At 71.8% G+C, this 16662-nt stretch carries 18 protein-coding genes, 1 tRNA gene and 1 pseudogene; 13 read left to right on the top strand and 7 right to left on the bottom strand.

Annotation, left to right across the window (positions count from 1 at the left end; genetic code table 11):
* Positions 1–34: 34 nt before the first annotated feature.
* Genes ACFZBP_RS00320 through ACFZBP_RS00305 form a run of 4 tightly spaced genes read right to left on the bottom strand, consistent with a single transcriptional unit; the run spans position 35 to position 4086 of the window.
* Positions 35–1057: a Gfo/Idh/MocA family oxidoreductase gene (locus ACFZBP_RS00320; RefSeq protein ID WP_391409100.1), complete on the bottom strand. Its 1023-nt coding sequence runs from the start codon at positions 1055–1057 to the stop codon at positions 35–37.
* Entirely contained in the window at positions 1054–2058 is a 1005-nt protein-coding gene (locus ACFZBP_RS00315) for a Gfo/Idh/MocA family oxidoreductase (RefSeq protein ID WP_383455184.1), read from the bottom strand. Before ACFZBP_RS00315 ends, ACFZBP_RS00320 begins: the two co-directional genes overlap by 4 nt.
* A gap of 58 nt (positions 2059–2116) precedes the next feature.
* Positions 2117–2893, bottom strand: coding sequence for an oxidoreductase (locus tag ACFZBP_RS00310; protein ID WP_391409099.1), 777 nt, complete (start codon positions 2891–2893; stop codon positions 2117–2119).
* Positions 2894–2919: 26 nt separating this feature from the next.
* Positions 2920–4086, bottom strand: coding sequence for a phytanoyl-CoA dioxygenase family protein (locus ACFZBP_RS00305; RefSeq protein ID WP_391409098.1), 1167 nt, complete (start codon positions 4084–4086; stop codon positions 2920–2922).
* A gap of 107 nt (positions 4087–4193) precedes the next feature.
* Here ACFZBP_RS00305 and ACFZBP_RS00300 point away from each other — a divergent pair, with 107 nt between their 5' ends.
* Positions 4194–5222 (top strand): LacI family DNA-binding transcriptional regulator, encoded by a 1029-nt coding sequence (locus ACFZBP_RS00300; protein ID WP_383455177.1) that lies wholly within the window; start codon positions 4194–4196, stop codon positions 5220–5222.
* Positions 5223–5355: 133 nt separating this feature from the next.
* On the opposite strand, the gene ACFZBP_RS00295 is transcribed toward ACFZBP_RS00300, so the two are convergent.
* On the bottom strand, positions 5356–6516 hold the full coding sequence (locus ACFZBP_RS00295) for a Gfo/Idh/MocA family oxidoreductase (RefSeq protein WP_391409097.1): 1161 nt from the start codon (positions 6514–6516) through the stop codon (positions 5356–5358).
* Between the two features lie 123 nt (positions 6517–6639).
* On the opposite strand from ACFZBP_RS00295, the gene ACFZBP_RS00290 reads away from it, so the two are divergent.
* Positions 6640–7662: a substrate-binding domain-containing protein gene (locus ACFZBP_RS00290; protein WP_391410296.1), complete on the top strand. Its 1023-nt coding sequence runs from the start codon at positions 6640–6642 to the stop codon at positions 7660–7662.
* On the opposite strand, the gene ACFZBP_RS00285 is transcribed toward ACFZBP_RS00290, so the two are convergent.
* The gene (locus ACFZBP_RS00285) at positions 7652–7996 is read right to left on the bottom strand and encodes a cupin domain-containing protein (RefSeq protein ID WP_383455172.1); all 345 of its coding nucleotides are present in this window, start codon (positions 7994–7996) and stop codon (positions 7652–7654) included. The two genes, ACFZBP_RS00290 and ACFZBP_RS00285, sit on opposite strands and share 11 nt — an antisense overlap.
* A 175-nt stretch (positions 7997–8171) precedes the next feature.
* Here ACFZBP_RS00285 and ACFZBP_RS00280 point away from each other — a divergent pair, with 175 nt between their 5' ends.
* The 7 genes from ACFZBP_RS00280 to ACFZBP_RS00250 all read left to right on the top strand — a co-directional run bounded on the left by ACFZBP_RS00280 (position 8172) and on the right by ACFZBP_RS00250 (position 13172).
* Positions 8172–8822 carry a GntR family transcriptional regulator gene (locus ACFZBP_RS00280; protein ID WP_383455168.1) on the top strand — a complete coding sequence of 217 codons (651 nt, stop codon included), beginning with the start codon at positions 8172–8174 and terminating at the stop codon, positions 8820–8822.
* 70 nt (positions 8823–8892) lie between these two features.
* The gene (locus ACFZBP_RS00275) at positions 8893–9681 is read left to right on the top strand and encodes a PIG-L family deacetylase (protein ID WP_391409096.1); all 789 of its coding nucleotides are present in this window, start codon (positions 8893–8895) and stop codon (positions 9679–9681) included.
* Positions 9678–10388 carry a 4-carboxy-4-hydroxy-2-oxoadipate aldolase/oxaloacetate decarboxylase gene (locus tag ACFZBP_RS00270; protein ID WP_391409095.1) on the top strand — a complete coding sequence of 237 codons (711 nt, stop codon included), beginning with the start codon at positions 9678–9680 and terminating at the stop codon, positions 10386–10388. Before ACFZBP_RS00275 ends, ACFZBP_RS00270 begins: the two co-directional genes overlap by 4 nt.
* Complete coding sequence (locus ACFZBP_RS00265) at positions 10385–11494, top strand: 4-oxalomesaconate tautomerase (RefSeq protein ID WP_391409094.1); 1110 nt, start codon at positions 10385–10387, stop codon at positions 11492–11494. Before ACFZBP_RS00270 ends, ACFZBP_RS00265 begins: the two co-directional genes overlap by 4 nt.
* Complete coding sequence (locus tag ACFZBP_RS00260) at positions 11491–12441, top strand: VOC family protein (protein ID WP_383455158.1); 951 nt, start codon at positions 11491–11493, stop codon at positions 12439–12441. Before ACFZBP_RS00265 ends, ACFZBP_RS00260 begins: the two co-directional genes overlap by 4 nt.
* Before the next feature lie 29 nt (positions 12442–12470).
* Positions 12471–12653 (top strand): hypothetical protein, encoded by a 183-nt coding sequence (locus ACFZBP_RS00255; protein WP_383455155.1) that lies wholly within the window; start codon positions 12471–12473, stop codon positions 12651–12653.
* A gap of 219 nt (positions 12654–12872) precedes the next feature.
* Entirely contained in the window at positions 12873–13172 is a 300-nt protein-coding gene (locus tag ACFZBP_RS00250; protein ID WP_391409093.1) for a hypothetical protein, read from the top strand.
* Between the two features lie 61 nt (positions 13173–13233).
* Here the strand turns inward: ACFZBP_RS00250 and ACFZBP_RS00245 are convergent, their stop codons facing one another.
* A complete protein-coding gene (locus ACFZBP_RS00245) occupies positions 13234–14169 on the bottom strand; it encodes an alpha/beta hydrolase (protein ID WP_383455489.1) in 936 nt (311 codons plus the stop codon).
* Positions 14170–14349: 180 nt separating this feature from the next.
* Between ACFZBP_RS00245 and ACFZBP_RS00240 the strand changes: the two genes are divergently transcribed.
* From ACFZBP_RS00240 to ACFZBP_RS00225, 4 genes and pseudogenes are all read left to right on the top strand, one after another.
* A tRNA-Pro gene (locus ACFZBP_RS00240) sits at positions 14350–14423 on the top strand.
* A gap of 137 nt (positions 14424–14560) precedes the next feature.
* Positions 14561–14848 (top strand): annotated as a pseudogene (locus tag ACFZBP_RS00235) (aldo/keto reductase); the annotation flags it as partial.
* Complete coding sequence (locus ACFZBP_RS00230; protein ID WP_391409092.1) at positions 14839–15561, top strand: FCD domain-containing protein; 723 nt, start codon at positions 14839–14841, stop codon at positions 15559–15561. The pseudogene ACFZBP_RS00235 and the gene ACFZBP_RS00230, both read left to right, overlap by 10 nt.
* A 309-nt stretch (positions 15562–15870) precedes the next feature.
* The gene (locus tag ACFZBP_RS00225; RefSeq protein WP_391409091.1) at positions 15871–16659 is read left to right on the top strand and encodes an FHA domain-containing protein; all 789 of its coding nucleotides are present in this window, start codon (positions 15871–15873) and stop codon (positions 16657–16659) included.
* Positions 16660–16662: the final 3 nt, after the last annotated feature.

The raw sequence follows: 16662 nt of genomic DNA, 5'->3' as shown, positions 1-16662 counted from the left end.
CCCCTCTCGGTGCTCCGCCCCGCCGTAAGGGCGTTCAGCCCGCGAGCGCCGTACGCGGACGCGGCTCGAAGCCCGCCGCCCGGTAGACCTCGTCGATCAGCGTCATCGTCGCCAGCGCGTCGTCCGCGTCCAGCGGCAGCGGCGCGTCCCGGCGGATGTGCGCGGCGAGCGCCTCCAGCTGGTAGGTGTACGACGAGCGCGTGCCGAGCCGCTCCGTGCGCTCGCCGTCCGCCGTACGCACCACGACCCGGTCGTCCCGGTGCGGCAGCACGAAGTTCGGCGCGAACGCCTCGCCCGCCGACCCGACGATCCGGCAGCTCATCTCCAGCTCGTCGTACGCCATGTGGCAGCGCGCCGACGCGGTCGCGCCGCCGGGGAACTCCAGCTCGGCGTCCAGCCACTCGTCGACGCCTGGCGCGCCCGCCCGCTCGCCACCCCGCGCGGAGGTGAGCCGCGGCGCACCGCCCGCCCACGGCGCGAGCATCCGCACCGCGTGCAGGCTGTAGCAGCCGAGGTCCATCATCGCGCCGCCCGCGAGCGGCAGCGACCAGCGCGGGTCGGAGCCGTCGGGCGCCGGAATCGCGACCAGTGTCTCCACCCGCTGGAGCTCGCCCAGTTCACCGCTCCCGACGATCTCGTGCAGGCGCCGGGTGACGGGGTGGAAGAGGTAGTGGAAGGCCTCCATGAACACCGTCCCGTTCTTCGCCGCCGCCTCCCGCACCTCGGCCGCCTCCTCGGCGTTGCTCGCCGACGGCTTCTCCGTCAGGACGTGCTTGCCGGCCGCGAGCGCGGCGAGGTTCCACGGGCCGTGCAGACCGTTGGCGAGCGGGTTGTAGACGACCTCGACCTCGGGGTCGGCCAGCAGGTCGGCGTAGGAGTCCACCACCCGCTCCACGTCGTGCTCGTCGGCGAAGACCTCGGCGCGGGACCGGTCGCGCGCGGCCACCGCGACGAGGCGGTGGCCGGTCGTGCGGGCCGGGCCGACGAGGGAGAGCTCGGTGATGCGGGCCGCGCCGAGTACGCCGACGCGCAGCGGTTCCGGGCTCGAGTCGTTCATGCCTGCCGTACCTCCTCGATCGTCACCGGACGGTGCTCGTGCAGCGACAGTGTGCACGCGTCGGCGATCCAGCCGGCCTCCAGGGCGTCCTCGATGGTGCACGGGGACGGCCGGGTGCCGGCCACGACCTCGGTGAACGCGGTGAGTTCGGCGCGGTAGGCCTCGGTGAAGCGGTCCATGAAGAAGTCGTGCGGAGTGCCCGCCGGGAAGGTCACGCCGGGCTCGACGGAGCGCAGCGGCAGCTTGTCCTCCAGACCGACGGCGATGGAGTCCGTGAAGCCGTGGATCTCCATGCGGACGTCATAACCCCGGGCGTTGTGACGGGAGTTGGAGACCACCGCGATCGTGCCGTCGTCCAGAGTGAGGATCGCGCCGGTGGTGTCGGCGTCGCCCGCGTCCTTGATGTAGTCGGCGCCCTTGTTGCCGCCGACGGCGTACACCTCGACGACCTCACGGCCGGTCACCCAGCGGATGATGTCGAAGTCGTGCACCGAACAGTCCCGGAAGATGCCACCGGAGGCGGCGATGTACGCGGCCGGCGGCGGCGCCGGGTCCAGCGTGGTCGACCGCACGGTGTGCAGCTTGCCCAGCTCGCCGCCCCGCACGGCGGCACGGGCGTTGACGAACCCGGTGTCGAAGCGCCGGTTGTAGCCGATCTGGATCGGCACGCCCTTGCCCTGGACGGCCTTCAGCACCTCGACGCCCTCGCTCATCGTCTTCGCGACGGGCTTCTCGCAGAAGACGGGGATGCCGGCCTCGACCCCGGCCAGGATCAGCGCCGGGTGGGCGTCGGTCGCCGCGGCGACGACGATGCCGTCCACACCGGCCGCCAGCAGCGCCTCCGGCGAGTCCACGACCTCGGCCCCGAACCGCTCCGCGGCGGACTTGGCGGCCTCCGCGAACGGGTCGGTGACGACGAGGGATTCGACCGAGTCGAGCGCGGAGAGGGTCTGGGCGTGGAAGGCGCCGATGCGGCCGAGGCCGAGAATGCCGATTCGCATGGTTCAGTTCCTTGAGTCCGAGGCTTGCGGTAGGAGAGGTTCGAGGGCTTACGAGGTTCTAGTCCAGGCCACCGAGTACGTTCTGATCCCAGTCGATCACCGATCCGGTGACCACCCCGGACCGCTCGGACAACAGGAACACCACGAAGTCGGCGATCTCGTCCGGCTGGCCCAGCTTGCCCATCGGCAGCCTGGCGGCGGCCTCGTCACGCCAGTCGTCGCCGGCGCCGTGGAAGGCCTTCTGCGTCGCGTCCTCGCCCTCCGTCGCCGTCCACCCGATGTTCAGCCCGTTGATCCGGACCCGGTCGAAGCGGTGGGCGTGCGCCGCGTTGCGGGTCAACCCGATGAGGCCGGCCTTGGCGGAGACGTACGGCGCGAGGAACGGCTGCCCGCCGTGCGCCGAGGACGTGATGATGTTGACGATCGTGCCGGGTGCCTTGCGCGCGACCATGTCCGAGACAGCCGCCTGCATGGCGAAGAACGGCGCCTTCAGGTTGATCGCGATGTGCTGGTCGAACAGCTCGGGCGTGGTGTCGAGCAGGGTGCCCCGGGACGTCAGCCCCGCCGAGTTGACCAGGCAGTCGATACGGCCGTACGCGTCGACGACCTCGGCGACGGAGGCCTTCGCCTGCTCTGCGTCCGACAGGTCGGCCTGCACGAACATGGCCTTGCCGCCCTCGGCGGCGAGTTCGGCCACCAGGGCTTCGCCGGGCTCGGCGCGTCGCCCGGTGACGGCCACGACCGCCCCCTCGCGCACGGCGGCCCGCGCGATGGCGGCGCCCACACCCTGGCTGCCGCCGTTGACGAGGACGACCTTGTCGTCGAGAAGTCCCATGTCTGTCCGGGTCCTTTCAGTTCTGGTCAGCTCTGGCGCCGCTCGGCGCCGGCCCGCAGCTCGTCCCGCAGCGCCTCGGGGGTCCATCCCTCGTGCAGCGCACGCCGTACGACGTCCGCCTGGCTGGGCGGGGCGAGCCCGTCGACCGGGGGGTCGCTGTCGAGGTTGGTGGGGAACGGGTAGCCCTCGGCGCTCGCGGCGATCACGTTCGCCGTCCACGCCTCGTCGGCGCCCTCGCTCCGGCGCCGGAGCAGCACCGGATACACGGCGTTGGCGACGGCCTCGCGGTCCACCGACTCCATGGCCCGCCCGAACGCGGAGGACACCTGGAGGAGGTTCGCCATACGGCGGATGTCCGCCGATCGGTTGGTGCCGGCCGCGTGGAAGAGCGCGGGGTTGAAGAAGGCCGTGTCGCCCTTGGCGAGGGGCAGCTGGACGTGGCGCTCCTCGAAGTACGCCTGGAACTCCGGCAGTCGCCACGCGAGGTAGCCGGGCTCGTACCGCTGCGAGTACGGCAGGTACATCGTCGGCCCGGACTGCACCGGCATGTCGCAGTGCGCGACGGCGCCCTGCAGGGTGAGCACGGGGGAGAGGGCGTGGACATGGGCCGGGTAGGCGGCCGCGACCTCGCCCGAGAGGAACCCCAGGTGGTAGTCGCGGTGCGCGGTCTGCGCCGCGCCGCCCGGGTTGACCACGTTCACCTGGGAGGTCACCTGGTAGCCGGGGCCGAGCCAGGCGGTCGAGACCAGGGCCAGGATGTCGTTGGCGTAGTAGTCGGCGAAGGCCTCGGGGTCGTAGAGTGCCGCCTTCTCCAGCGCGTTCCAGACCCGGTCGTTGGCGCCCGGCTTGGCGAAGTGGTCCCCGGCGTCCACGCCGGCGGCGCGCTGCTCGGTGATCAGGGCGTCGAACACGGCGCTGAGCCGGTCGACGGTCTCCGGGTCCGGGAAGGCGCCCTGGAAGACGACGACGCCGGGTCCTTCGGTGAGGGCACGGACCAGTTCGGCCCGTACCGCACGGAGGTCGTCGGCCTCGCGCAGCCGTTCGCTGTCGTAGACCAGGACCTCGCGCTCCACCGAGCAGGCGTACGGGTAGTCGGCGAGGTCGGTCGTCCGCTCCACGAGCTCCCGGAAGCCGGCGAGGTCGCAGTCGCGCTCGGACAACCAGGCCCGGCGGTGTGCGGCGGTGAAGGACATCGGTGTCCTCTCGATGACAGGGGCGACTCAGCGCTGCCATTCTTGTCATGACAATCCCGTCGAACAACCAGCAGCCGCCCATCAAAAACCCCTCAAGGAGCCGCCGCGTGGGCCACCCCTTCCCGATCCGGGAAATCGCACGTCAGGCAGGCCTGAGCGAGGCCACTGTGGACCGGGTCCTGAACGGCAGAGGAGGAGTGCGCGAGAGCACCGCGCGGGAGGTCCAGCAGGCGATAGCCGACCTGGACCGGCAGCGGACCCAGGTCCGCCTCGTGGGCCGCACCTTCATGATCGACATGGTGGTGCAGGCGCCCGAGCGGTTCACCACCGCCGTACGCGCCGCCCTGGAGACCGAGCTGCCGTCGCTGCACCCGGCCGTCGTGCGCTCCCGCTTCCACTTCCGGGAGACCGGACCGATACCGGAGCTGACCCGGACGCTGGACCGCATCGCGCGGCGCGGCTCCCAGGGCGTGATCCTCAAGGCCCCGGACGTCCCCGAGGTCACCGCCGCCGTCGCCCGGCTCGCGGAGGCCGGCATCCCGGTGGTGACCCTGGTGACCGACCTGCCCTCCACCGCCCGGCTCGCCTATGTCGGCATCGACAACCGGGCCGCCGGGGCGACCGCCGCGTACCTCATGGGCCAGTGGCTCGGCGACCGCCCCGGCAACGTCCTGACCAGCCTCAGCAGTGGCTTCTTCCGCAACGAGGAGGAGCGCGAGATGGGCTTCCGCAGCGCCATGCGGACCCGCCATCCCGACCGCATGCTCGTCGAGATCGCCGAGGGCCAGGGGCTGGACGCCACCCAGTACGAACTGGTCCGGACCGCGCTGGAGCGGGACCCCGACATCCGCGCCGTCTACTCGATCGGCGGCGGCAACATCGCCACCCTGCGGGCTTTCGCGGACCTGGGCCGGGAGTGCGCGGTCTTCGTCGCCCACGACCTCGACCAGGACAACACCCGTCTGCTGCGCGAGCACCGCCTGTCCGCCGTCCTCCACCACGACCTGCGCCAGGACATGCGCGAGGCCTGCCACATCGTGATGCGGGCCCACGGCGCGCTGCCGCCGGCCGGACCGACGCTGCCGTCGGCGATCCAGGTGGTGACGCCGTACAACATGCCCACGCCCATCGGGTGACGATCGAGGGCGTGCGCGTGGCGTGTACACCGGCTGGACGTCGGGGCCGCGGCCATGTGGCTCTGGCTGGTCATGGCGCCGGTCAAGATGGCCATCGGCCGACGGGCGGACCGGGCGCGCTGAACCCCGGGCGTCACGCTCCCGCGGCCACGTCCACCCACGCGCCGCTCTGAGCCGACCGCGCCATCGCGTCGAGTACGGCGGCGCTGCGCACGGCGTCGTCGAGGGTGGCCCCGTGCGGGGTGCCCTCGGCGACCGAGCGCAGGAACCGGTACGCCTCGACGACCTTGAGGTCGTCGTATCCCATGGCGTTCGCGGCACCCGGCTGGAAGGCGCCGAACTCGCCGTCGCCCGGGCGGACATACACCGTGCTGACCGGCTGGTCCTGGTAGCTGGTGCCCCGGCTGACGCCGAGCTCGCCCATGCGGCGGAAGTCCCAGAACACGGCGCCCTCGGTGCCGTGCACCTCGAAGCCGTAGTTGTTCTGCTCGCCGACCGAGACCCGGCAGGCCTCCAGGACGCCGCGGGCGCCGGAGGCGAAGCGCAGCAGGCAGTTGACGTAGTCCTCGTTCTCCACCGGGCCGAGTTCCCCGGTCGCGAGGGTGTGCCCGGCGGTGGCGCCGGTCGGGCGGGCCCGCTCGGGCACGAAGATCGCGGTGTCGGCGGTCAGCGAGGCGATGTCGCCGAGCAGGAAGCGGGCCAGGTCGGCGCCGTGCGAGGCGAGGTCGCCGAGGACTCCGCTGCCGCCGCGCTCACGCTCGTAACGCCAGGTCAGGGCCCCCTGCGGGTGAGCGGCGTAGTCGCTGAAGAGGCGGATGCGCACATGGGTGACGGTGCCGATCTCGCCGGCGGCGATCAGATCGCGGGCGGTCTCGACGGCGGGCGCGTTGCGGTAGTTGAAGCCGACCGCGCTCTGCACGCCGGCCTTGGCGGCCGCGTCGGCCACCGCGCGGGCGTCCTCGGCGGTCAGGCCGACCGGCTTCTCGATCCAGATGTGCTTGTCGGCCTCGGCCATCGCGACGCCGATCTCGCGGTGCAGGAAGTTCGGCGCGGTGATGCTGACGGCCCGCACGCGCGGATCGGCGGCCACCTCGCGCCAGTCGCGGGTCGCCGAGACGAACCCGAACTGCGCCGCGGCCTCCTCGGCCCGGCCGGGCACCTCCTCGGCGACCGCCACCAGCTCGGGACGCGGCGCCAGCGCCGGGTAATGGTGCGCGACACGGGCGTACGCCTGGGTGTGCACCCGCCCCATCCAGCCGAATCCGACGACGGCGACGCCGAGCGTGTCCACCATTGCAGCCCCTCTTTGGACCGGTCCATTTCCTGTCCAGCCCACCTTGAGTGCGGCCCGGCCATGGTGTCAACCCTTTCCGTCCCCTTTGACAAGCCCCGGCGGCTCATGGAACGGTCCATGTCCATGAGAGCGCCGACGATCCGCGATGTGGCCGACCGGGCCGGCGTCTCCAAGTCACTGGTCTCGCTGGTCCTGCGCGGCTCGGACCAGGTGCGCCCGGAGAAGCGCGAGGCGGTCCTACGGGCCGTACGCGAACTCGGCTATCGCCCGAACGCCGCCGCGCGCAGCCTCAGCGAGCAGCGCACCCGCACGGTCGGCGTCCTCCTCAACGACCTGCGCAACCCCTGGTTCGTCGAGATGCTCGACGGCCTGAACTCCCTCCTGCACGACAACGGCCTGCGCATGCTCCTGGCCGACGCCCGCCTCAACCGCCGTACCGGACAGGACCCGGCCGGCCCCTTCCTGGACCTCGGCGTCGACGGCCTCGTCGTGGTCGGCACGCTGCCCGACCCGGCCGCGCTCGGGGCGGTCGCCGAGCGCCTCCCGGTGGTGGTGGCGGGCGCGCGGGAGCCGCTGCTGCCCGGCGTGGACGTGGTCGCCAACGACGACGAGCGGGGCGCCCGCCTGGTCACCGAGCACCTCATCGGCCTCGGACACCGGCGCATCGCGCACATCGCCGGGTACGGCGCGGTCGGTGAGCTGCGGCGGCGGAGCTTCGAGGCGACGATGCGCGAGCACGGCCTCGCGGACGAGGCGGTGGTCGAGGCGAGCGACATGACCGAGGAGGGCGGTTATCGCACGACGGTCCGGCTGCTGAGCCGCGCGGAACGGCCGACGGCCGTGTTCGCGGTGAACGACATCGCCGCCATCGGCGCGCTCTCGGCGGCCGAGGAGACGGGGCTGCGGGTGCCGCGCGACCTGTCCGTCGTCGGCTACGACAACACCGGCATCGCCCGGCTGCGCCACGTGTGGCTCACGACCGTCGACAACGCCAGCCACGAGGTCGGCCGCCGCGCGGCCCGCCGTCTCCTCGACCGGCTCGAGGGCACCGGGGGAGCGGGCGAAGTCCGCCTCGCGGAACCGACGTTGGAGATCCGCGGCTCCACCGCGCCCCCGCTCCCCGCCGGTCCCTCGCTCACTGGTTGATCGCGTACGCCTTGCGCAGCGTCTCGTGCACCGTCCACGTCGTACGGTCGCCCTCGCGCAGTACGGCCATGTCGCCGGGCCCCACCGTCAGCGTCGGCCCGCCCTCGACCTCGATGGTGGCCGACCCGCTGATCACGACGAACAGCTCGTCGGCCTCGGTGTCGGTGACCACGCCGGGCGTGATCTGCCAGATCCCGCGCACCTGACGCCCGTCCGTCGACTCCCAGACCACCTTCCCGGTCACCTCGGGCGCCCCGGAGACGATCTGCTCGGGCGCGAGAGGCTCGGGTTCGAGCTCGGCGTCAGGGATGTGCAGTACGAAGCTGTGCGTCATGCGGCGACCCTAGCCGGGCGGGGGAGGGGAGCGGCCTGGACAGAGTGTGCGGTGTAGGCGCCACCGGGCGGACACTCCGTCGCGGCGCGTTCGTGGCCGCAATACAGTGGACAAAATTGTTGACAATTCTGTTTGACTAGATTTACGTTCGACAGGCACTCACTCAGGAGGGCACATGCCGAAGGAAGCCCGTCCGAGCACCGGAGAGCAGGCCAAGCAGCACGCGCTCGCGCAGCTGCGGCAGGCGATCCTGCATGGCGAGATGGCGCCGGCTCAGCGGCTGGTGGAGAACGAGCTCGCCGAGCAGTTCGGTGTGACACGGGCCAGCATCCGCGCGGCACTCATCGATCTGGAGGCTCAGGGACTGGTCGAGCGGATCCGCAACCGCGGCTCGCGGGTGCGGGTGGTGACCGTGGAGGAGGCGGTCGCCATCACCGAGTGCCGCATGGTCCTGGAGGGGCTCTGCGCGGCGAAGGCCGCCGTCGCGGCCAGCGACGAGCAGCTGACCCTGCTGGCGGACCTCGGCGCGGCGATGACCAAGGCCGTGGCCGACGGCGAGCCGATGACGTACTCGGAGCTGAACCAGGAACTGCACGCCAGGATCCGGGAGTTCTCCGGCCAGCGGACGGCCGTGGAGCTGCTCGAGCGGCTCAACGCACAACTGGTGCGCCACCGCTTCCAGTTGGCGCTCCGGCCGGGCCGTCCGCAGCACTCCCTGAACGAGCACCTGGCCATGATCGAGACGATCCGGGCCAGGGACCCGCAGGCGGCCGAGGCGGCCGTCCGCGCCCACCTCGCCAGCGTGATCGAGGCGCTGCGCGACTGAGCCGTAGGAGTCGCCGCACGGTTCGAGCGCACGGGGCGGGCGCACCCCTGTCACTCAAGGAGAAGCAGCGATGACGCGTTCCGATGCGCCCTCCCCCAGGCTCGAAGAACCTCGCGCGGGGGGACCTCCATCCCCACCACGCTCCACTCTCGTCGTCACCGCACACGCCGGGGACTTCGTGTGGCGCGCGGGCGGAGCCATCGCCCTGGCCGCGTCCCGGGGCGAGAAGGTCACCATCGCCTGTCTGACCTTCGGCGAGCGCGGCGAGTCCGCCAAGGCCTGGCGCGAGGGCAGGAAGCTCGACGAGATCAAGGCGATGCGCCGTGCCGAGGCCGAGCGCGCCGCGGCCACCCTCGGCGCCGAGGTCCGCTTCTTCGACGCCGGCGACTACCCGCTGACCGCCACCGCCGAGCTGACCGACCGGCTCGTCGCCGTCTACCGCGACATCCAGCCCGACGTCGTGCTCACCCACCCGACCGAGGACCCGTACAACGGCGACCACCCGGCCGCCAACCGCATGGCCCTGGAGGCCCGGGTCCTCGCCCAGGCCATCGGCTACCCGGGCGAGGGCGAGATCATCGGCGCCCCGCCGGTCTTCTACTTCGAGCCCCACCAGCCCGAGATGAGCGGCTTCAGGCCCGAGGTCCTGCTCGACATCACCGAGGTGTGGGAGACCAAGCGGGGGGCCATGGAGTGCCTCGCCGCCCAGCAACACCTGTGGGACTACTACACCGATCTCGCCGTGCGCCGCGGCGTCCAGCTCAAGCGCAACGCCGGACCCAACCTGGGCCTGTCCCACAAGACCATGGCCGAGGCGTACATGCGCCCCTACCCGCAGATCGCGAAGGAGCTGGCATGAGCGGCGTCATCGTCACCGGCCCGCCCAAGGCGGAGCTGAAGGACGTCGACGCCCTGGCCGGCTTCGGCGTGGCGACGGTCAGCGAGGCCATGGGCCGAACCGGCCTGCTGGGCCCGGCGATCCGCCCCGTCCAGCAGGGCGTACGGGTCGCCGGAACCGCCGTCACGGTGCTCGGCTGGCCCGGCGACAACCTCATGATCCACGCCGCCGTGGAACAGTGCGGCGAGGGCGACATCCTGGTCGTCACCACCACCTCCCCGTCCACCGACGGCCTCTTCGGCGAGCTGTTCGCGACCGCCCTGCAGCGGCGCGGCGTGCGCGGCGTCGTCCTCGACACCGGTGTCCGGGACACCCAGGAGCTGCGCGACATGGGCTTCGCCGCCTGGTCCCGGGCGGTCAGCGCGCAGGGGACCGTCAAGGCCACCGGCGGCTCGGTGAACGTGCCGGTCGCCATCGACGGCCAGGTCGTCCGCCCCGGCGACGTGATCCTCGCCGACGACGACGGAGTCGTGGTCGTCCCTCGCGAACGCGCCCGCGAGACCGTCGGCAGGTCCGAGGCCCGCGAGGCCAGGGAGGCCGCCACCCGCGCCGCCTTCCTGGCGGGCCAACTCGGCCTGGACCGGTACGGGTTGCGGGAGAAGCTCGTCCAGCTCGGCGTGACGTACCGGACCTACGAGGAGTACGTCCGCGAGGAGGCACGGTCGTGACCGGGCCCGTGGAGGTGCGCTGCCTGCTGATGCGCGGCGGCACCTCCAAGGGCGCCTACTTCCTCGCCGAGGACCTGCCCGCCGATCCCGCCGCCCGCGACGAGCTGCTGCTGCGCGTCATGGGCAGTCCCGACGAGCGGCAGATCGACGGCCTGGGTGGTGCCCACCCGCTCACCAGCAAGGTGGCCGTGGTGTCGCCCTCGCCCGATCCGCGGGCCGACGTCGACTACCTCTTCCTCCAGGTCGCCGTCGACCGAGCAGAAGTGACCGGCCGCCAGAACTGCGGCAACATCCTTGCCGGCATCGGCCCGTTCGCCGTGGAGCGCGGGCTGGTCCCGGCGGGGGAGGAGGAGACCGCCGTACGGATCCGCATGGTCAACTCCGGCGACTTCGCCACGGCGACCTTCCCGACGCCGGGCGGCCGCGTCGACTACACCGGAGACGCCGAGATCTCCGGCGTGCCCGGCACGGCGGCCCCGGTCGTCATCGAATTCCCGCCCCGCACCGGGCAGTTGCTGCCCACCGGCAACGTCCGCGACGTGCTCGACGGCATCCCGGTGACCTGCGTGGACAACGGCATGCCGACCGTCCTCGTCGAGGCGGCCGCACTCGAGGTCACCGGCCACGAGGCGCCCAGGGACCTGGAGGGGGACCGCGCGCTCGCCGACCGTATCCGCGAACTCAGGCTTTCGGCGGGCCACTTGATGGGACTCGGCGACGTATCGGTCAACACCGTCCCCAAGGTCACCCTGCTCGCCGCGCCCCGCCACGGCGGCGCGGTCACCACCCGCACGTTCATCCCGGTCCGCTGCCATACGTCGATCGGCGTGCTCGGCGCCGCGAGCGTCGCCGCCGGACTGCGGATCGAGGGCGGCGTCGGTGCCGACCTCGCGGAGTTGCCTGCGCATGGCGACCGCGTCCGTATCGAACACCCCACGGGATTCCTCGACATCGACAGCGCCCTCGGCACCGACGCCGCGGGCCTGCCCGCCGCCCGCCGGACCGCCGTCGTCCGCACGGCCCGCAAGATCTTCGACGGCACGGTCTTCCCCCGGTCCGCCGAGACGGCCCCACTCCCCGTCCCCACCCCCGGAGGCCCCCGATGACCCCGCCGCTCGGCGACATCGCCCACATCGGCCACGCCCAGCTGTTCACCCCCGACCTGGACGCCAGCGTCGCCTTCTTCACCGACTACCTGGGCCTGACGGTCAACGGACAGGAAGGCGACACCGTCTACCTGCGGACCTTCGACGACTACGAGCACCACAGCCTGGTCCTCACCGCCCGCGACCGGCCCGGCCTCGGCCGGCTCGCCCTGCGCACCTCCAGCGAGGAGGCACTGCACCGCCGTGTCGGCGCAGTCGAGGCGGCCGGCGGCTCGGGCAAGTGGGTCGAGGACGAGCCCGGCATCGGCACGCTGTACCTCACCACCGACCCCGACGGGCACGAACACGCCCTGTACTGGGAGAGCGAGTACTACCGGGCACCGCAGGAACTGCGGCCCGCGCTGAGGAACCAGCCGCAGGCCAAGCCCAACCGGGGCGTCGGCGTACGGCGGCTCGACCACATCAACTTCCTCGCCGCCGACGTGCTCGCCAACGCCGAGTTCCAGCAACAGGTGCTGGGCGCCCGGCCCACCGAGCAGATCCGGCTCGACTCCGGGAAGATCGCGGCCCGTTGGCTGACCTTCACCGACAAGTCCTACGACGTCGTCCACACCTCGGACTGGACCGGCTCCACCGGCCGGCTGCACCACATCGCCTTCGCGACCGACACCCGCGAGGACATCCTGCGCGCCGCCGACCTCGCCATCGACAGCGGCGTGTTCATCGAGACGGGCCCGCACAAGCACGCCGTCCAGCAGACGTTCTTCCTGTACGTCTACGAGCCCGGCGGCAACCGCATCGAGCTGTGCAACCCGCTCACCCGGCTGGTGCTGGCCCCGGACTGGCCGCTCATCACCTGGACCGAGGCCGAGCGGGCCAAGGGACAGGCATGGGGCCTGAAGACGATCGAGTCCTTCCACACGCACGGGACGCCACCGGTCGCCTGAGACGGCACCCGCAGGGCAGCGCGCAGACCATGATCTACGCGACCGTCTCGATGGGCGGCCAGTTGCTCGCGGCGAACCAGGGCGACCGGGGCTTCACGGCCTTCGCGCTCGCCGGCCTGTCGTCCATGGTCCTCATCGGGATCGCCGCCCGGCGCGGCTCGAAGCGGACGGCGGATCGGGGAAGCGACCAGGGGCTCATAGGCGCGCACTGACCGGCGTACGCGTCGGCCGGGGGTGAGGAGGACGCCACTCGCCGCAGCACCTGCGGCGAGTGGCGTCCGTCATATGTACGGACGAACCATATGTACAGATGAGCCGAACTGGGTTATACGACGGTCTCGCGTATTGTTGCGTCATATGCCCGTAGTGCTGCAGGGCGGCTCTCGTGATGTCGGGGGCAGGTGTGTTCACAGTTGATGGGGGATCAGGACGTGACGGCATTTCTCGCACTGGTGGCTGTCGTCGCGTTCATGGCCAAGGCAGGGCTGCCATGGTGGGTGGTCGTGGCGGTGACCGTGCTGATGGCGGGGTTCGTCGCGGGGATGTCCTGGAGCCCCGGGCGGAGCGCCAGGAACACCTCGGCGTCCGCCCCGCCGGTTCAGCCCGTCTGGGCCTCCGCCGACAGGAGTTCGACCGTCCGGCCGGCGTCGACCGACGTGCGGGTGACGTGCCCGGAGGAGTACACCGACAACATGCGCGGCGAGCCCTCACCGATGGTGCGGAACGGCTGAGGGATCCGCGAAAGGGTGTACGCCCGCGAGTGCGGCGACACGGTGTCCGGGTGCCCGGCGTTCAGGCGGCGCCCGTCGCCTCCCGCATCCGCCGGGCGATCAGGGCGTAGACCTCACGGGCCTTGCCGTCGTCCTGCCCGTCGTACCCGTGGTCGGCGCCGCGCACCTCATGGTGCTCGACCAGTGCCCCCGCGCCCCGGAGCCGCTCGGCGTACCGCTCGCCCTCGGCCCGCAGCAGGTCGTACTCGGCGGTGACCACCAGGGCCGGCGCGATCCCCTTCAGGTTCGCGGTGTCCGAAGGGTGCGCCGGGGACACGAGCGGGTCGAGGCGCCGCCGCGCGTCCGGGACGTACGAGGTGTCGAAGACGTCGGCCATCCAGGGCCGCAGCATCGGCCTGGCGATGGCGGCCCGCTTGTCCCGGGCGTGGGTCGCCAGGTCCAGCGGCGGATAGTGCAGGACCTGGAGCGCGATGGAGGGCCCGTCCTCCTCGAGGGCCTGTCGCGCCACGGCCGCCGCCAGTCCGCCCCCGGCGCTCTGCCCGCCCACGGTGAGCCGCCCGCCGTCCCAGCCCTCCTCGGCGCCGTGCTCCGCGACCCACCGGACGACGTCGTACGCCTGCCGGGGTGGTGCCGGGAACGGGTGCTGCGGGGCGACGGCATAGTCCACGTTGACCACGACCGCGCCGGCCTCGGTGGCCAGGAAGCGGCACAGCGGGTCGTCCAGCTCGGTCAGCGTCATCACGTAGCCGCCGCCGTGGAAGTTGACGTGCACCGGGGGAGCGGGCTCGTCGCTCGCGGGCAGATACACGGTGGCCCGGGCCGGGGCGATCGACGTGGGGATCGTCAACTCCCGTACCTTGCGCGGGTATTCCGGGAACCGCGCGTGCGAGGCGGCGGCGGACCCCCGGCCCCCGGAACGCCGGTCCGCCATGACGGTCACACGTTGCATCGCCTTGGCGACGAAGGCGGCCACCGCGGGCCTGGCCAGGAGGGGCATGGGGGCTCCGATCGGTTCGCGGGCCGCGAGGTTTCCCGGCATCCCGCCACGACATCTTGTTGAGTCCAGCAATTATAGATATCGACAACTATTGGTCAAGAGGTCGGCCCCGGTCGGCGCAGGGTGCGTATGCGGTAGTGTTGACCTGCGTGATCACGCGGTTCGCCGCGTGACGCGCGCCGGGACGTGGCGCAGCTTGGTAGCGCACTTGACTGGGGGTCAAGGGGTCGCAGGTTCAAATCCTGTCGTCCCGACTGGAGACAGTCGCAGGTCAGGGCCGGATTCGGAATCATCCGAATCCGGCCCTTGATCATTGCGTGGAGCAGGCTGAGGTGTGCGGAGAGCACCGCTTCGGCGGCCGTGATCTTGTGTACGTCCGGGTGCGGTCAGCTACCAGGACGCCCTGCCGGCCATGATCGCCCGTGCCCGGGCGATCGCCGAGGTCTGCGAGGCGCACGGGACCACCCTGCCCGCCGCCGCGATCGCCTTCCCGCGGACGCACCCCAGTATCATCAACGCCACCCTCGGCATGCGGACCCCGGAACAGGTCGTACGGAACGTGAAACTCCAAGATCAGCGTGTGCCTGTCGGTCTCTGGCACGATCTCCGCGCTCAGGGGCTGATCAGGTCGGACGTGCTCTCGGGGCACGACGGGGGGAGGGAGGCGCGGTGTCTCTGACGGACAAGGCCATCGAGCAGATCCGTGAGCTGATCCGGACCGGTGCCCTGCCGCCGGGCTCGAAGCTGCCGCCGGAGCCGGACCTGGCGGCCCAGCTGGGACTGTCGCGCAATCTCGCCCGGGAAGCGGTCAAGGCCCTGGCCGTCGCGCGGGTCCTGGAAGTCCGGCGAGGCGACGGCACCTATGTGACCAGCCTCCAGCCGAGCCTGCTGTTGGAGGGGCTCGGCGGCGCGGTGGAGCTGTTGCAGGGCGACTCGGCCGCGCTTCAGGACCTCATGGAGGTGCGGCGGCTCCTGGAGCCGGTCGCCACGGCGCTTGCCGCCACCCGGATCTCCGATGAACAGCTGGCCGAGGTCAAGCGGCACCTGGACGCCATGCGTGAGGCCCGTGACGACGTCGAACGGCTCAACGCCCACGACGCCGCCTTCCACCGGGCCGTCGTCTCGGCCACGGGCAACGAAAGCCTCCTCACGCTCCTCGAAGGGATCTCCGGCCGCACCCTGCGTGCCCGCATCTGGCGTGGTCTGGTCGACGACAAGGCCGCGGGCCGCACCCTCGCCGAGCACGAGGCGATCTTCAACGCCCTGTCCACCCGCGACGCAGGCCTCAGCCAGGCCGCCGCACTGCTGCACGTGAGCAACACCGAGCAGTGGCTGCGGGAACACCTGCGCTCCGGCGAACTCCTTCCCTTCGGGACGACAGCGCGGAAGTGACGGGCGGGCGCGCCGCCCAGCAGTTGGGTGTTGGGGGCGGCAGAGGCAGGGGCCTCACCTGCCGCCGTTGCCGTACACGGTCAGCTGGTCGTTGTCCGTCAGCGTCCACTGCTGGTTGGTCTCGCCCGGGCAGTCCCGGATGTGCGCGTTCGTGCCGTCCGTCGGGCTGGCCTTGTCGAACGAAGGTCGAAGTGACGAGCAAGGGTGCTGCTCCCGGTCGTTGCTCCCTGCGTTCCCGGGACCCCTCCCGTGGACGGAGGCGCATCATGCGGGTACGCCCGACGAGCCCACGCCCCGAGGAGACCCGCGATGACCCTCTCCACCAGCCTCGCGCGTGGTGTCGCGCCCACCACGCCCGGGACCCTGCACGCCCGGACGGTCACCGGCGAGCTGAGCGCGCCGCCCCGGCCGGGGCTCACGGTCCGTTTCGGGCGCGGTGAGAAACCGGACGTGGATCTGGGGGTCGGCGTGGACGACCTGCGGGTGAGCCGGCGGCACGGGGAGCTGACGTACCGTCAAGGGCTGTGGTGGCTACGGAACACCGGGCAGCAGCTCGTCCGGCTGCCACGCGGCCGGATGATGCACCTCAGCACCGAACCCATGCCGCTCGACACCGGCTACACCCCGCTGTTCGTGAAGGGCTCCGGCTACCGCGAGCACCTGGTGGAGCTGTACGTGGCGGGCCACGACGACCAGGGACCCCTGTCCCGGCGGCGCGCCGAGACCATCCGCCCGGAGACCTGGGCGCTCAACGACGACGAACGGCTGCTGCTGGTCGTCCTCGGCCAGCGGTATCTGCTCTACGAGGAGGACCCGCGCCCCCTGTCGTACGCCACGGCCGCCAAGCAACTCGGCTACCTCCGCCCGGAGGCGAAGTGGACGGAGCGCAGGATCGAGCACCGCATCGAGGCCGTACGCCACCGGCTCGACCGCACGGGCTTCCGGTACCCGCTGATCCACGACAAGTCACAGGGCCGCCCCGGTGACAACAGCCTGCTGCACAACCTGATCAAGGGCCTGGTGGAGTCCACGACGCTCGTACCGCCGGACCTCGACCTCATGGAGGACGACGCGGCCTGGCCCGACTCCGCGCCCTGAGTC

Source organism: Streptomyces sp. NPDC008086 (genome assembly GCF_042957325.1).
Lineage (GTDB): Bacteria > Actinomycetota > Actinomycetes > Streptomycetales > Streptomycetaceae > Streptomyces.
Note: the sequence above shows the minus strand (reverse complement) of the source record. Positions and strands in the feature narration are given on the sequence as shown.

Coding starts and splice junctions, on each gene's coding strand:
- ACFZBP_RS00275 (WP_391409096.1), top strand. CDS start 8,893: ATGACGCGTTCCGATGCGCCCTCCCCCAGGCTCGAAGAACCTCGCGCG.
- ACFZBP_RS00310 (WP_391409099.1), bottom strand. CDS start 2,893: ATGGGACTTCTCGACGACAAGGTCGTCCTCGTCAACGGCGGCAGCCAG.
- ACFZBP_RS00255 (WP_383455155.1), top strand. CDS start 12,471: ATGATCTACGCGACCGTCTCGATGGGCGGCCAGTTGCTCGCGGCGAAC.
- ACFZBP_RS00225 (WP_391409091.1), top strand. CDS start 15,871: ATGACCCTCTCCACCAGCCTCGCGCGTGGTGTCGCGCCCACCACGCCC.
- ACFZBP_RS00290 (WP_391410296.1), top strand. CDS start 6,640: ATGAGAGCGCCGACGATCCGCGATGTGGCCGACCGGGCCGGCGTCTCC.
- ACFZBP_RS00305 (WP_391409098.1), bottom strand. CDS start 4,086: ATGTCCTTCACCGCCGCACACCGCCGGGCCTGGTTGTCCGAGCGCGAC.
- ACFZBP_RS00260 (WP_383455158.1), top strand. CDS start 11,491: ATGACCCCGCCGCTCGGCGACATCGCCCACATCGGCCACGCCCAGCTG.
- ACFZBP_RS00315 (WP_383455184.1), bottom strand. CDS start 2,058: ATGCGAATCGGCATTCTCGGCCTCGGCCGCATCGGCGCCTTCCACGCC.
- ACFZBP_RS00280 (WP_383455168.1), top strand. CDS start 8,172: ATGCCGAAGGAAGCCCGTCCGAGCACCGGAGAGCAGGCCAAGCAGCAC.
- ACFZBP_RS00295 (WP_391409097.1), bottom strand. CDS start 6,516: ATGGTGGACACGCTCGGCGTCGCCGTCGTCGGATTCGGCTGGATGGGG.
- ACFZBP_RS00320 (WP_391409100.1), bottom strand. CDS start 1,057: ATGAACGACTCGAGCCCGGAACCGCTGCGCGTCGGCGTACTCGGCGCG.
- ACFZBP_RS00270 (WP_391409095.1), top strand. CDS start 9,678: ATGAGCGGCGTCATCGTCACCGGCCCGCCCAAGGCGGAGCTGAAGGAC.
- ACFZBP_RS00285 (WP_383455172.1), bottom strand. CDS start 7,996: ATGACGCACAGCTTCGTACTGCACATCCCTGACGCCGAGCTCGAACCC.
- ACFZBP_RS00245 (WP_383455489.1), bottom strand. CDS start 14,169: ATGCCCCTCCTGGCCAGGCCCGCGGTGGCCGCCTTCGTCGCCAAGGCG.